The sequence below is a fragment of the Amycolatopsis sp. lyj-346 genome (genome assembly GCF_046548975.1).
Lineage (GTDB): Bacteria > Actinomycetota > Actinomycetes > Mycobacteriales > Pseudonocardiaceae > Amycolatopsis.
The window spans coordinates 729,367-743,005 of the sequence record NZ_JAJPWT010000001.1; the positions used below are offsets into that span (position 1 = coordinate 729,367).

The following is a 13,639-nucleotide window of genomic DNA, read 5'->3' on the forward strand; positions in this document are numbered from 1 at the left end:
TGCTACGCCGCGCTACCATGGTGGCATGAAGGTCATCAGCCAGCGCGAATTCCGCAACAGCTCGGCCGCCGTCATGGACGCGGTCGAAGCCGGCGAGACCTACCACGTCACGCGCAACGGCGTGGAGATCGCCGAAGTGCGACCGGTGCCGCGCCGGAAGCGGTTCACGGCCGAAGAACTGGTCGAACGGCACAAGCGTCTGCCCCGGGTGGACGCGGCCGCCATGCGGCGGGAGACAGACGAGTTCTTCGGAAGCGAAGACCGGATCGGCGACGAGGTCAACCCCTGGGAGCGTCGGCGTGGCTGACCGTCACGCTGCCGGTGTGCTGGACACCTGCACCTACATCGATCTCGATTCGCTGGATCCGAAGGTACTCCCGGAGTTCCCGGAGATCACCGCGGTGACCCTGGCCGAGCTCCACCAAGGTGTCGCGATGACGGCGGACCCCGCGGAGAGAGCTGTGCGGAACGAGCAATTGGGCGCGGCGATCGTCGAATTCACCCCGCTGCCGTTCGACGGCGAAGCGGCCGCGCGGTACGGCACGTTGGCCGCCTTGACCATGGCCGCCGGCCGGTCACCACGACCGCGACGGCTGGACCTGATGATCGCAGCGATCGCTTCCGTCCACGGATTGCCGCTGTACACCCGAAATGCGAAGGACTTCTTCGGCCTCGAGAGCATGCTCGAAGTCGTCGAGGTCTGAGGGTCACCAGCCGCGGCGGGTGACCTTTCGTGACGACCCGTGGAACCACCGCCTGAACAGGAAGGGCCGCCACGGAGATCCTCCGTGGCGGCCCTTCGCACGAAGAGACTTACTTGAGCTTCGTCCCAGCCGAGCCCAGGGCCTGGCAGGCCTCGACGACGCGCTGCGCCATGCCGGCCTCGGCGGCCTTCAGGTACGAACGCGGGTCGTAGACCTTCTTGTTGCCGACCTCGCCGTCGATCTTCAGGACGCCGTCGTAGTTCTTGAAGAAGTGGTCCACGATCGGGCGGGTGAACGCGTACTGCGTGTCCGTGTCGACGTTCATCTTCACCACGCCGTACGACACCGCCTCGCGGATCTCCTCCGGGAGCGAGCCCGAGCCGCCGTGGAAGACCAGCTCGAACGGCTTCGAACCCGCGTCCAGGCCGAGCTTCTTCGACGCCGCCTCCTGGCCGCCCTTCAGGACGTCCGGGCGCAGCTTGACGTTGCCCGGCTTGTACACGCCGTGGACGTTGCCGAACGTCGCCGCCAGCAGGTAACGGCCGCGCTCGCCGGCGCCCAGTGCGTCGATCGTCTTCAGGAAGTCGCCTTCGGCGGTGTACAGCTTCTCGTTGATCTCCGCCTCGACGCCGTCTTCCTCGCCGCCGACGACGCCGATCTCGACCTCGAGGATGATCTTCGCGGCCGCCGTCTTGGCCAGCAGCTCCTGGGCGATCTCGAGGTTCTCGTCGAGGTCGATCGCCGAGCCGTCCCACATGTGGGACTGGAACAGCGGGTTCTGGCCGTTCTTGACGCGCTCGGCCGAGATCTCGATCAGCGGGCGGACGAAGCCGTCCAGCTTGTCCTTCGGGCAGTGGTCGGTGTGCAGCGCCACGTTGACGTCATAGCGAGCCGCCACGACCTGGGCGAACTCCGCCAGCGCGGTCGCGCCGGTCACCATGTCCTTGACCTTCTGGCCGGACGCGAACTCCGCACCGCCGGTGGAGAACTGGATGATGCCGTCGCTCTCCGCCTCGGCGAAGCCGCGGATGGCGGCGTTCACGGTTTCGGACGAGGTCACGTTGATGGCCGGGTAGGCGAACTCGTTCGCCTTGGCCCGGTCGAGCATCTCCGCGTAGACCTCGGGGGTGGCGATGGGCATCGTTACTCCTCCTTGGCACAGGGTGGTCCCGACCGCATCGTACGAGGTCCGCCGCCGCCGCACACCGGTCCCCGCACAGAAACTTTCCCGCACGTCGGATCGGTTCAGAAGGGAGGCGTCCGGCCGCCGGGCGAACCGGCGGCCGGACGGGGCATCACCGCAGTTCGGAAGCCAGCGCCCGGTAGGCGGGCCACGGGTCTTCGTTCAGCACCTGGACGATCACCTGGTCCGCGCCCGCCTCGAGGTGGGCCGACAGCCCGCGGGCGATCGTCGCCGCGTCGCCGTGCAGCGCCAGCGCGTCGACCAGGCGGTCGCTGCCCGCGCCCTCGACATCCTCGTCCGTGAAGCCGAGTTTCCGCAGGTTGGCGACGTAGTTCGACAGCCCGAGGTAGAACTTCACCGTGTTGCGGCCGATCGCGCGGGCCTCGTCGGCGTCCGTGCCGAGGACGACCTTGTGCTCCGGGGCCAGCAGCTTGCCCGCGCCCAGGATCTCGCGCGTGCTGCGGGTGTGCTCCGGCGTCGTCAGGTACGGGTGTGCACCGGCCGTGCGCTCGCCCGACAACGCCACCACCTTGGGGCCCAGCGCCGCCAGTGCGCGACCGGCCACCGGGACGCCCGCCGCGTCGAGACCGTCGAGGTAGTCGACCAGCGCCGCGTACGGCTTCTTGTACTCCTTCGTCGCCTCGCGGTGGCCCGCGCCGACGCCGAGCAGGAAGCGGTCCGGGTACTTCCCGTTGATCCGGTGGTAGGCCTGCGCGATGTCCGCGGGCTCGTCCTGCCAGATGTTCACGATGCCGGTCGCGATGACCAGCGAGTCCGTCGCCGCGAGGAGGTCGTCGACGAAGGCGAGGTCGCCGCCGGGCGAGGCGCCCAGCCAGATCGAGCCGTAGCCGAGCTTCTCCGCCTCGGCCGCGAAGGCCGGGTCGACCTGTGAGTAGGTCCGCCAGATGCCGATCTTGCCCAGTTCGATAGCCATGGAACACCCCAACGCATGAGTGACCGGTTTTCGTCCCGACGTCCCGGATCGTGGGAAGTATTACCGTCGGGAGCATGACCAAGCTGGGTAACACCGAGCTCGACGTGTACGGGCTCAACCTCGGGTGCAACGTCTTCGGCTGGACGGCCGACGAGCCGCAGTCCTTCCGCGTCCTCGACGCCTACTCCGCGGCCGGCGGCAACTTCCTGGACAGCGCCGACCTCTACGGCGGCGGCGGTGGCTCGGAGACGATCATCGGCAACTGGCTGACCGCGCGCGGCCGGCGTGACGACGTCGTCGTGGCGACCAAGGTCGGCATGTGGGACGGACGACCGGGCCTGTCGGCGAAGAACATCCAGGCCGCGGCCGAGGATTCGCTGCGCCGCCTGCAGACCGACCACATCGATCTCTACTACGCCCACCGCGACGACCCGGACACCCCGCTCGAAGAGACCCTGGAGGCGTTCGACGCGCTGGTCCGCGCGGGCAAGGTCCGCTACCTTGGCGCGTCCAACTACCCGGCCGGACGGCTCGCCGACGCACTGTCCATTTCGGACCGGAACGGCTTCGCGCGGTTCGCCGTGCTGCAGCCGCACTACAACCTCGTCGAGCGGGACTACGAGCGTGACCTCGCGCCGCTCGTCGAGCGCGAAGGCCTCGCGACGCTGCCGTACTTCGCCCTCGCGAAGGGGTTCCTCACCGGCAAGTACCGCACGAAGGACGAACCCGGCGACAGCCCGCGCGCCGCCCGCGCCGTGTCCTATTTGGACGCCGACGGCGAACGCGTCCTCGCCGCACTGGACAGGGTCGCCGAGGCGCACGGCGTCTCCGTCGCCACGGTGTCGCTCGCGTGGTTGCGGCAGCAGCCGACGGTCGCCGCTCCGATCGCCAGCGCCCGGACACCCGAGCAGCTCACCGACCTGACCGCCTCGACCACCCTCGACCTGACTACAGACGAAGTAGCGTCACTTTCCCTATGAAAGATGCGTGCCAAGTCCCTGGCGACGCATCTTTCCTAGGGAAAGTGGCGTCTACTCTGGAGTAGCTTACTGCGGGTAAGTTGGGGTACGGTGCCCTCGAGAGCGACGTTCGACGTCCAGGAGGGCACCGTGGCCAACCCGTTTTCGCTGCTGAGCGGCACCAAGAAGGTCGACGGCAAGGTCGTGCTGATCACCGGCGCCGCCCGCGGCATCGGCGCCGGGCTCGCCGAGCGGCTGGCCGCGCGCGGTGCGAAGGTCGCCCTGGTCGGCCTCGAAGCCGACGAGCAGAAGAAGGTCGCCGACCGGATCGGGCCGAACGCGAAATCCTGGGAAGCCGACGTCACGAGCTGGGACGCGCTCAATGACGCAGTGACCGGCGTCGTCGAGCACTTCGGCGGGATCGACATCGTCATCGCGAACGCCGGCATCGCGACGGCGGGCTTCGTCCGCTCGGTCGACCGGGCCGCGTTCGAGAAGGTCATCGAGGTCGACCTGCTCGGCGTCTGGCGCACGTTCCGCGTCACGCTCCCGCACGTCATCGAGCGCAAGGGCTACCTGCTGGCCATCTCCAGCCTCGCCGCGATCACGCACGCGCCGGGCATGGCCAACTACGCCGCCGCCAAAGCCGGCGTCGAAGCCTTCTCGAACAGCCTGCGCGCCGAGGTCGCCCACCTGGGCGTCAAGGTCGGCGTCGCGCACCCGACGTGGATCCGCACCGACCTCGTCGAAAGCGCCGACGCGCACCCGGTGTTCGGCAAGCTCCGCGCGTCGATGCCCGGCCTGATCGGCAAGACGTACCCGCTGGACGTGGCCCTGGGCGACCTCGAGGCGGGCATCCTCAAGCGCGCCAGGACCATCCACGTGCCGCGCTGGGTCGGCGGGCTCAAGCTGTTCCGCGCCTTCCTGCCGCCGGTCATCGAGATCGGCTCCCGCAGCCGGGTACCTTCGGCGGACAAGGCCGCGCTCGCCGACATCGAGGCGCGCGGCGCGTTCGAGTCGGCGGTCACCGGCCACGGCGGGCGGGCCGCCACCAAGGGGTGAAGATGTCCCGTCGCGACCAGATCAGGATGACCGAGGACGAGGTGCGCGAGTACCTCGCCGGGCAGAAGGTCATCAACGTCGCCAGCGTCGGCCCGAACGGCCGCCCGCACCTCGCGCCGCTCTGGTACTTCCCGCACGAAGACGGCGTCGCGACCTGGACGTACGGCACGTCGCAGAAGGCGAAGAACTTCCGGCGGCTGCCGGAGGCGACCGTGCTCGTCGAGGACGGCGACAGCTACGAGAAGCTCCGCGGCGTCTCGTTCGAGGCCGACGTCGAGATCGTCGAGGACACCGCCGAGGTCACCCGGATGGGGACGGCGCTGATGCAGCGCTACTCCGGTGCCAAGCCGGGCGACCCCGCGCCGGCCGAACTGCAGGCCTTCATCGCAGGTCAGGCCGCGAAACGCGTCGGGCTGATCTTCCGGCCGACCAAGGTCGCCAGCTGGGACCACGGCAAGCTCGGTGGGACGTACTGATCGGTAGGGAGTACTTCCAAGTAACTGTTACCTGAGGTAACGTCATCTGGGCAGGATCCTCGACGCAGCGGAGGCCGACAGATGACCGAGCGGTTCAAGGTCGTGATCGTGGGCACCGGGTTTTCCGGGCTCGGCCAGGCGATCCAGCTCGAAAAGGCCGGCATCCGGGATTACGTCGTCCTGGAGAAGGCCACCGAGGTGGGCGGCACCTGGCGCGACAACTCCTACCCCGGGTGCGCGTGCGACGTGCAGTCGCACATGTACTCGTTCTCGTACGAGCAGAACCCGGACTGGTCGCGGTCGTTCTCGCCGCAGCCGGAGATCTTCGGCTACCTCAAGGGCGTCGCGGACAAGTACCGGCTGCGCGAGAAGATCCGGTTCGGCGTGGAGCTGACCGGCGCCCACTGGGACGAGCGGGAGCGCCGCTGGACGGCGACGACCAAGGACGGCCGCGAGTTCGTCGCGCAGTTCCTCGTCTCCGGAGTCGGCGGCCTGCACATCCCGCAGGTTCCCGAACTGCCCGGGATCGCGAACTTCAAGGGCCAGACCTGGCACTCCGCGCGCTGGAACCACGAGTACGACCTGCGCGGCAAGAAGGTCGCCGTCGTGGGCACTGGCGCCAGCGCCGTCCAGTTCGTCCCGAAGATCGCCCCCGAGGTCGCCGAGCTGACGCTGTTCCAGCGGACGCCGCCGTGGATCATGCCCAAGCCCGACCACGCGATGCCGTCGTGGGCGCAGACGCTGTTCAAGCGCGTCCCGGGCGTCCAGCGGGCCTACCGCAACGCGCTGTACTGGCTCCTCGAGGCGCGGGCCATCGGCTTCAACGGCCACCCGGCGATCATGAAGGCCGGCGAGCTGATCGCGAAGCGGAACATCGCGAAGGGCATCAAGGACCCCGCACTGCGGAAGAAGGTCACGCCGGACTACACGATGGGCTGCAAGCGCGTCCTGATCTCCAACGACTACTACCCGGCACTGGCCCGCCCGAACGTCGACGTCGTCACCGACGGCATCAGCGAGGTCAAGGCGCACTCGATCGTCGACTCCGCGGGCGTGGAGCACGAGGTCGACGCGATCGTCTACGGCACCGGCTTCAAGGTGACCGACGCGCTGGAGTACCTCGACATCACCGGCGTCGACGGCCGCAACCTCGCCAAGGAGTGGGCGAGCGAGGGCATGCGGACCCACAAGGGCATCACCGTCTCCGGCTACCCGAACCTGTTCTTCCTGCTGGGCCCGAACACCGCGCTCGGCCACAACTCCGTGGTGTTCATGATCGAATCGCAGGCGCGGTACGTCGTCGACGCCATCAAGCTCGCCGAATCGCGGGGCGCCGCGGCCCTCGACGTCCGGCCGGGCGTGCAGGACGAGTTCCAGCGCGAGATCCAGGACAAGCTGGTCAAGGGCGTCTGGACGCAGGGCGGCTGCAAGAGCTGGTACCTCGACGCGCAGGGGGTGAACCGGACGATCTGGCCGGGCTTCACCTGGCGCTACTGGCTGGAGACCCGCAAGGTCGACCCGGCCGACTACGAACTGTCCGGCCGGGTGTCATGACGGACGAGCTCGACGCGGGTTGCTGCCGATCCCCCGCGGCCCGGGCGGCGGAGTGACCGAGCCGAGCCGGGCACTTTCACGTGAAAGTGCCCGGCTCGGGCGGCCCCTGAGGCTCGACGGCAGCGGGCGCACCGACCACCTGATGTCCACTTTGGCCGGTGTCGTGGGCGTCTACCTGCGGTTGTCACAAGTCAGCGGGAAGCGGCGGCCGCCCGTGCGCACAGTGGACCGCGACCTTTCGCCGGTCGTCGAAACGATCCGGCCCGAGGCCGAAGGCGTCGTGAGCCTGCGGCTGGCGAACGGCGCCCCGCCGTCCACTTCGAACGGTTCGCCCCGTCGCCGATCGTCGCCGGCACGCCCTTCGAGCTCATCTTGCGAAGGTCAGGGCGCACGTTGGCGGTACCAGGCGACCGGACCGCGCTCGACGTGCTCCTGGCCACGCGGCCCGGCACGGCGTACTCGTGCCGTCAGGGCTTCTGCGGGACCTGCGCGGTGCCGACGGCCGACGGCGGGTCGATGCGGCTCTGCGTCGACCGCGGCACCACCGTGCTCGACCTATGACGGCAGCCAGGCGCCGATCACCGGCTTGAACTCGCGGACGGTCCGCTGCGCGACGACCCCCTCCAGGAAGTACGGGTCCTGGTCGATCGTCTCCTTCAGGTGCGCCTCGTCGTCGGCCTGGTACAGCGTGAGGCCGCCGGTCCCGTCGCCGAGCGGCCCGGCGACCGCGACGCGGCCCTCCTCGGCCAGCTTGCTCAGGAACTCGCGGTGACGCGGCCGGACGTCCGGCATCTTCTCCTGGACGTAGGTGATTTCGACGAGGAACCAGGCCATGTGGATCTCCGGGGTCGGGCGCGGACGGGACAGCGCCGACGCTACCCGTGTCACGGTTCTGTACCAGCAGCCGATCTGTGGCACCGGCATCTGAACCCGATAGGCTGGGCGTGCGTCAGTACCTGTGTGAGCGCTGTGAATACCGTGAACCTGCTGACGCGGCACACCGTGCAATCCGGGGTCGAGAACAGGCAGGGGTTCATGCTCGAGGGCAATGCGGAACGCAGTGTCGAGGCGACCCTCGGCCACCTGCGGGTCATGGACGGTCCGGCCCCGGCGCAGATCGCCGCGCCACTGACCCTCGAAGACCTCTACCGGCAGCACCGCATGCGACTGGTCCGGCTGGCGATTCTGCTGGTGGACGAGCCCGCGACGGCGGAAGACGTGGTCCAGGAGGCCTTCACCGGCCTGCACCGCAACTGGGGCAGGCTCCGCGACGCCGCGGCCGCGGTCGGCTACCTGCGCACCGCGGTGGTCAACGGGTCGCGCAGCGTGCTGCGCCGCCGGAAGACGGCCCGCGAATACGTGCCGCCGCACGCGGTGAACGCCCGGTCCGCGGAGAGCCTCGCGATGCTCTCCAGCGAGCACCAGGCCGTGGTCAGCGCGCTGTCCAAACTGCCGCCCCGCCAGCGCGAAGTGCTGGTGCTGCGGTACTACGGCGGGCTGAGCGAAGCCGAGATCTCTGAGGCCGCAGGCATCTCCAAGGGTACCGTTAAATCGACCGCCAGCCGGGCGCTCGAGGCACTCCAGAAGGCCATGCAAGCCCCACAGTGACCCGGGTGGACCACTCCGATCACTGAGTCGTATCACCATGCTTGGTCCAGACCAATATATGCTGGGGTGCGTGAGAGGCGCCGGAGATTTCGTGATCATGGGCGGCCGGGTCGCCGCCCCGGACCGTGTACTCGACGACGGCTGGGTAGCCGTCACCGACGGGCGGATCGCCGGCGTGGGTTCCGGGACCCCGCCGTCCGGCGAACACGTGGACGTCGGAGGGGCGCTGGTCGTCCCCGGGTTCATCGACACCCACTGCCACGGCGGGGGAGGTGCTTCGTTCACCTCCCTCGATCCCGAGGAACTCCTGACGGCGGTGCGAGCGCACCGCCGTCACGGCACCACCACCATGCTCGCCAGCCTGGTCTCCGACCCGGTGGACATCCTGCGCGAGCAGGTCGCGGCGCTGCGTGAGCTCGTCCAGGACGGCGAGGTCGCGGGCATCCACCTGGAGGGGCCGTTCATTTCGAAGGCCCGCTGCGGCGCGCACGACCCCGAGACCCTGCTCGAACCGGACACCGGCACGGTGGAGAAGCTCCTGCGCGCGGGCCAGGGCGCGATCCGGATGGTCACCATCGCCCCCGAGCTCCACGGCGGCGTGAAGGCCGTCCGGCAGCTGGCCGAGTCCGGTGTGATCGCCGCGATCGGGCACACCGACGGCGTCGAGGAGCAGCTGCTGCCGGCGATCGACGCGGGCGCGACGGTGGCCACCCACCTGTTCAACGGCATGCGGCCGCTGCACCACCGCGAGCCCGGCCCGGTCGGCGCACTGCTGGACGACGAGCGCATCACGATCGAGCTCATCTGCGACCTGGTCCACCTGCACCCGACCGTGGTCCGCCTGGCGGCGAAGCACGCGGGCCGCAACCGGACGGTTCTGATCACCGACGCGATGTCGGCCACCGACGCGGCCGACGGCCGCTACACGCTGGGCCGGCTCGAGGTCGACGTCCACGACGGCGTCGCCACCCTCGCCGACAACGGTTCGCTGGCCGGCAGCACCCTGACGATGGACACCGCCTTCCGCAATCTGGTCCGGGGTGCGAAACTCGGCATCCTGGACGCGGTGCACGCGACGTCCCAGCGGCCCGCGGAGCTGCTCGGCATCGCGGACCGCACCGGGATGCTGTGCTCCGGTTACCAGGCCGACATCGTGGTCCTCGACCAGGACCTGCGGCCCGCGAAGGTGCTGCGCCGGGGAGAATGGGTTGCCGAGGTGGGTACGGCTACCTTGAGTACGTAGACCTTGCGAGCGGACGGGCGGAGATGAGCGAGCCGAAGGACCCCGAGCAGCTGCTGGCGGACGCCCTTCGCGCGCAAGCCGTCTTCGCGCCGCAGGTGTCGCCGCCGGCACCTTCGGCGTCTCCTGCTCATGAGCCCGAACCGGCCACCGACGCGGTCCCGACCAGCGCGATCAACGAGCTGCCGTCGGCGTACGGGCTGCTGTCGGGGGCCAGCGCGGACTCGCTGGAGCGCGAGCGCGCGGCCCTGGACGCCGAGGCGCCCACGACGTTCGCCCCGCGGCCGCCGGAGCCGGTGCGGACGTCCGCGCAGCTCCCGGCGTACTGGATCTTGCTCCTGGCGGTGCTGCTGGGGCTCGCCGCGGGGTCCGTGGTGGGCCTGCTGACGCTGGTCTGACCGGGTCTCAGTCACGACTCAGGGTGACCCTGTACCGTTTTTGAGGTGATTCTCGCCCAGAGCACGGTCAACACGATGTCGCTGCTGCCGTCATGGCTGGACCCGCAGCACCTGCTGAGCGGTCTGACGACACCGGTCATCGCGGTGCTGTGCCTGATCATCTTCGCCGAAAGCAGCATCTTCCCGGTCCTGCCGGGTGATTCCCTGCTGTTCACGGCGGGCCTGTTCATCGCGAACGGCACGCTGGACGCACCGTTGTGGCTGGTGTGCGTCCTGGTGACGGCGGCGGCGCTGATCGGCAACGTGGTCGGCTACTACATCGGCTACTTCGCCGGACCGAAGCTGTTCAACCGCCCGGACTCGAAGTTCTTCAAGAAGGAGTACGTCGACAAGACGCACGAGTTCCTGGAGAAACACGGCCCGAAGGCGGTCGTGCTGGCCCGGTTCGTCCCGTTCGTCCGCACGTTCATCACGTGGATCGCGGGCATCGGCCGCATGGACCCGAAGCGCTACTTCACGTACACGGTGATCGGCGGCATCCTGTGGGCCGCGGGCATCACGGTGCTCGGCTCGCTGCTGGGTGGGGTGTCGTTCATCGCGAACAACGTCGACGCGATCTTCGTGCTGATCGTGCTGATCTCGGTGGTGCCGATCGTGCTGGAGTACCTGAAGGCGCGCCGCGAGAAGAAGCTGCCCGCCGAGGTGGACCCCGAGGTCACGCAGCGGATCCCGCGCATCAGGGACTGAGCCGGCCGAGGCTGGGCAGCCGAAACTGTCGGACCCTCGCGGTAACGTAAAAGCAGGGGTCCCCTGGGCGGGGACCCCTGTGAGCGCGGCTCAGGTCATCGAGAACATCGAGCCGGGGTTGAACAGGTTCTCCGGGTCCAGGGCCCGCTTGATCTGCTGGTGCACCCGCAGCCCCACCGGGCCGATCTCCCGGGCCAGCCACTCGCGCTTGATCTTGCCGACCCCGTGCTCGCCGGTCACCGTCCCGCCCAGCGACAGGCCCACCTCGAGGATCTCGTCGAACGCGCGCTGCGCCCGCTCGAACTCGGCCGGGTCGTCCGGCTGGTACACGATCGTCGGGTGCATGTTGCCGTCGCCCGCGTGGCCGACCACGGCGATCCGCAAGCCCACCTCCGTGCTGATCTTCTCGCAGCCGCGGATCAGCTCCGCGATGCGCGTGCGCGGCACGCAGACGTCGTCCGTCAGCCACTGGCCGTACGTCTCCAGTGCCGTCAGCACCACCCGGCGGGCCTGGAGGAGCATCCGGCCCTCTTCGAGGTCCTCCGTCGTGTACGCCAGGTCCGCGCCGCAGTCCAGGCAGATCTGCTCCAGCGCCGCCAGCTCGCGGCGGGCCACCTCGCCGCCCGCGTCCGACTGGCCGATCAGCAGCGCCTGGCAGTCCGATCCCGCCCCGAGGTCGGTCTTCAGGTACGCCTCCGACGCCTTGATCGACGACGCGTCCATGATCTCCAGCAGTGACGGCACGAGCCCTTCGCGCACCACGCGGGCGACGGCCTCCCCGGCCGCTTCGGTGGTGCTGAAGCCCGCGACCAGGGTCGCCGGGGCGTGGGGCAACGGCTTGAGCTGGACCGTCGCCTGCGTGATCACCCCGAGCGTGCCCTCGCTGCCCACGAACAGCCGCGCGAGGTCGTAGCCGGCGACGCCCTTCACCGTCCGGCGGCCGGTCTTGAGCAGCGAGCCGTCCGCCAGGACGACCTCCAGGCCGAGCACCGAGTCCGTCGTCACGCCGTACTTCACGCAGCAGAGGCCGCCGGCGTTGGTCGACAGGTTGCCGCCGATCGTGCACCAGTCGTAGCTCGACGGGTCCGGCGGGTAGAACAGCCCGTGCTTCTCCACGGCGTTGCGGAAGTCCAGGTTGACCACGCCCGGCTGCACGACCGCCAGCCGGTTGCCCGCGTCGATCTCGACGATCTCGTTCAGCTTGGTCAGCGACAGCGTGACGCAGCCGTCGATCGCGTTCGCGGCACCGGACAGGCCACTGCCCGCCCCGCGCGGCACGATCGGCACCTTGGCCTCGGCGCACGCCTTGACCACGGCCTGCACCTGCTCCGTATTCGCGGGCAGCACCACGGCGAGCGGCGTGCCCGACGGCGCCAGCGGCATCATGTCGCGGGCGTAGGAGGCGGTGACGTCAGAGTCGGTGAGCACGGCGCCCTTGCCGAGCAGGTCGCGGAGCCGGGTGACCAAAGCTTCGTTGCCCATGGCCTCATCGTAAGCCCGGAGAGTCCGCACTGCGGAAATCTTCTTTCGAAACCAGCCGTAACGGAGCAGTGCGTCAGCGGACCAGCCCCAGCAGCTTCTCGACGTGGACGGTCAGCAGCACCCGCTGGTCGGTGACCATGGCCTGGCGGTACTCGGCCCAGTCCGGGTGCTCGCCCGCCGCGCGGCGGTAGTAGTCGACCAGCGCTTCCACCGTGTCGTCGCCGGGCGCCGCGGCCGGCGCCGTGAGCGAAGCGCGGCCCTCGACGACGACGTAGCTCCAGCCGTCCTCGCTGCCCACGTGGAAGGTCACCCGCGGATCGCGGCGCATGTTCTTCGTCTTCGCCCGGGTCTCGGTGATCGACGCGATGAACGTCGCCGACGCCGGGTCGTACAGGTACGTGATCGTGGACAGCTGCGGACGGCCGTCGCGGCGGATCGTGGCGAGGACACCGTGGTGACGGGCGGCCAGGAAGTCCTTCAACGCTGTGTCGTCGGTCATACCCCTTCCAAGCCGGCCACGGCCGCGGTTGTTCCGGGGAGCAGCCCGGAGAAATCTTGCTTGCATGCGACAACTAAAGTGTGTTCGGCCACAACACGAGGTACTCCGCTTGCACAACCGCTAGTGAAGGCACATCCTTGCCTGAGGCAACTAGTTGCAGCCGCCAACCAACGCCTTGAAGGATCACCCATGGCACCGAACAACTCCGCCACCCGGCCCACGGCCGAGCTGGACCTCGCCGACCAGCTCGGGCACGAGCTCGTCCGCCTGGTCCGCCTGATCAACAAGGCGAAGTCGCAGGTCTCCAAACAGGGGCCGGACGGCATCGAGCGGGCGGCGTACGCGATCCTCTTCACCCTCATCCACGAGGGCCCGCAGCGCACCAGCAAGCTGGCCGAGTCGCTCCACTCCGAGATCTCCACGATCAGCAGGCAGTCGAGCTCCCTCGTCCAGCACGGCCTGGTCGAGCGCCAGGCCGACCCGGAAGACGGGCGCGCCTGCCTGCTCGCGCCGACGCCCGAGGGCATGCGGGTGTTCGAAGAGAACCGCAAGCAGCGCAACCAGTGGCTGGCCGAGGTGCTCGGGGACTGGACCGACGGGGACATCCAGACCCTGAACCGCCTGTTCGGCCGGCTCAACACAGGTATCGAGAACCACTCTCCACAGCTGGCCGACGCCCACGCGCCGGCCGGTGCACCGGCCAAGGGGGCCAATGCATGAGCGAGCTTGCGAGCGAATCATTCAACACTGCGCCGTCCGCTCAGGACGCACCGAGCGTCAGCGAGGTGGGCGC

General features: G+C 69.2%; 17 protein-coding genes. 12 read left to right on the forward strand and 5 right to left on the reverse strand.

Annotated elements, in window-relative coordinates; all coding sequences use genetic code 11:
- Positions 1-25: 25 nt before the first annotated feature.
- Positions 26-307, forward strand: a complete 282-nt coding sequence (locus ACLJQE_RS03615; protein ID WP_410637473.1) for a type II toxin-antitoxin system Phd/YefM family antitoxin — start codon at positions 26-28, stop codon at positions 305-307.
- Entirely contained in the window at positions 300-704 is a 405-nt protein-coding gene (locus ACLJQE_RS03620; RefSeq protein WP_410637474.1) for a type II toxin-antitoxin system VapC family toxin, read from the forward strand. Before ACLJQE_RS03615 ends, ACLJQE_RS03620 begins: the two co-directional genes overlap by 8 nt.
- 109 nt (positions 705-813) lie before the next feature.
- On the opposite strand, the gene fbaA is transcribed toward ACLJQE_RS03620, so the two are convergent.
- Positions 814-1,845, reverse strand: coding sequence for a class II fructose-bisphosphate aldolase (gene fbaA, locus ACLJQE_RS03625; RefSeq protein ID WP_410637475.1), 1,032 nt, complete (start codon positions 1,843-1,845; stop codon positions 814-816).
- A 154-nt stretch (positions 1,846-1,999) separates the two neighbouring features.
- A complete protein-coding gene (locus ACLJQE_RS03630) occupies positions 2,000-2,821 on the reverse strand; it encodes an LLM class F420-dependent oxidoreductase (RefSeq protein ID WP_410637476.1) in 822 nt (273 codons plus the stop codon).
- A gap of 74 nt (positions 2,822-2,895) precedes the next feature.
- On the opposite strand from ACLJQE_RS03630, the gene ACLJQE_RS03635 reads away from it, so the two are divergent.
- The 5 genes from ACLJQE_RS03635 (at position 2,896) to ACLJQE_RS03655 (ending at position 7,433) form a co-directional block, all read left to right on the forward strand.
- Complete coding sequence (locus tag ACLJQE_RS03635) at positions 2,896-3,801, forward strand: aldo/keto reductase (RefSeq protein WP_410637477.1); 906 nt, start codon at positions 2,896-2,898, stop codon at positions 3,799-3,801.
- Between the two features lie 129 nt (positions 3,802-3,930).
- Entirely contained in the window at positions 3,931-4,842 is a 912-nt protein-coding gene (locus tag ACLJQE_RS03640; RefSeq protein WP_410638303.1) for an SDR family oxidoreductase, read from the forward strand.
- A 2-nt stretch (positions 4,843-4,844) separates the two neighbouring features.
- A complete protein-coding gene (locus ACLJQE_RS03645) occupies positions 4,845-5,318 on the forward strand; it encodes a pyridoxamine 5'-phosphate oxidase family protein (protein WP_410637478.1) in 474 nt (157 codons plus the stop codon).
- Positions 5,319-5,399: 81 nt separating this feature from the next.
- On the forward strand, positions 5,400-6,872 hold the full coding sequence (locus ACLJQE_RS03650; RefSeq protein ID WP_410637479.1) for a flavin-containing monooxygenase: 1,473 nt from the start codon (positions 5,400-5,402) through the stop codon (positions 6,870-6,872).
- Positions 6,873-7,265: 393 nt separating this feature from the next.
- The gene (locus ACLJQE_RS03655; RefSeq protein WP_410637480.1) at positions 7,266-7,433 is read left to right on the forward strand and encodes a 2Fe-2S iron-sulfur cluster-binding protein; all 168 of its coding nucleotides are present in this window, start codon (positions 7,266-7,268) and stop codon (positions 7,431-7,433) included.
- Here ACLJQE_RS03655 and ACLJQE_RS03660 read toward each other — a convergent pair.
- Positions 7,428-7,706, reverse strand: coding sequence for a YciI family protein (locus ACLJQE_RS03660; RefSeq protein ID WP_410638304.1), 279 nt, complete (start codon positions 7,704-7,706; stop codon positions 7,428-7,430). The two genes, ACLJQE_RS03655 and ACLJQE_RS03660, sit on opposite strands and share 6 nt — an antisense overlap.
- 201 nt (positions 7,707-7,907) lie before the next feature.
- Between ACLJQE_RS03660 and ACLJQE_RS03665 the strand changes: the two genes are divergently transcribed.
- The 4 genes from ACLJQE_RS03665 to ACLJQE_RS03680 all read left to right on the forward strand — a co-directional run bounded on the left by ACLJQE_RS03665 (position 7,908) and on the right by ACLJQE_RS03680 (position 10,865).
- Complete coding sequence (locus ACLJQE_RS03665) at positions 7,908-8,480, forward strand: RNA polymerase sigma factor (RefSeq protein ID WP_410638305.1); 573 nt, start codon at positions 7,908-7,910, stop codon at positions 8,478-8,480.
- A gap of 91 nt (positions 8,481-8,571) precedes the next feature.
- Complete coding sequence (gene nagA / locus ACLJQE_RS03670; protein ID WP_410638306.1) at positions 8,572-9,723, forward strand: N-acetylglucosamine-6-phosphate deacetylase; 1,152 nt, start codon at positions 8,572-8,574, stop codon at positions 9,721-9,723.
- Positions 9,724-9,746: 23 nt separating this feature from the next.
- Complete coding sequence (locus ACLJQE_RS03675) at positions 9,747-10,118, forward strand: hypothetical protein (RefSeq protein ID WP_410637481.1); 372 nt, start codon at positions 9,747-9,749, stop codon at positions 10,116-10,118.
- Between the two features lie 45 nt (positions 10,119-10,163).
- Entirely contained in the window at positions 10,164-10,865 is a 702-nt protein-coding gene (locus ACLJQE_RS03680; protein WP_410637482.1) for a DedA family protein, read from the forward strand.
- A 90-nt stretch (positions 10,866-10,955) separates the two neighbouring features.
- Here the strand turns inward: ACLJQE_RS03680 and ACLJQE_RS03685 are convergent, their stop codons facing one another.
- Together ACLJQE_RS03685 and ACLJQE_RS03690 are read right to left on the reverse strand one after the other, a co-directional pair.
- Positions 10,956-12,347 carry an FAD-binding oxidoreductase gene (locus tag ACLJQE_RS03685; protein ID WP_410637483.1) on the reverse strand — a complete coding sequence of 464 codons (1,392 nt, stop codon included), beginning with the start codon at positions 12,345-12,347 and terminating at the stop codon, positions 10,956-10,958.
- A gap of 73 nt (positions 12,348-12,420) precedes the next feature.
- Positions 12,421-12,846: a PPOX class F420-dependent oxidoreductase gene (locus ACLJQE_RS03690; protein ID WP_410637485.1), complete on the reverse strand. Its 426-nt coding sequence runs from the start codon at positions 12,844-12,846 to the stop codon at positions 12,421-12,423.
- Positions 12,847-13,035: 189 nt separating this feature from the next.
- On the opposite strand from ACLJQE_RS03690, the gene ACLJQE_RS03695 reads away from it, so the two are divergent.
- Positions 13,036-13,566 (forward strand): MarR family winged helix-turn-helix transcriptional regulator, encoded by a 531-nt coding sequence (locus ACLJQE_RS03695; RefSeq protein WP_410637486.1) that lies wholly within the window; start codon positions 13,036-13,038, stop codon positions 13,564-13,566.
- The last annotated feature ends 73 nt before the right edge of the window (positions 13,567-13,639 follow it).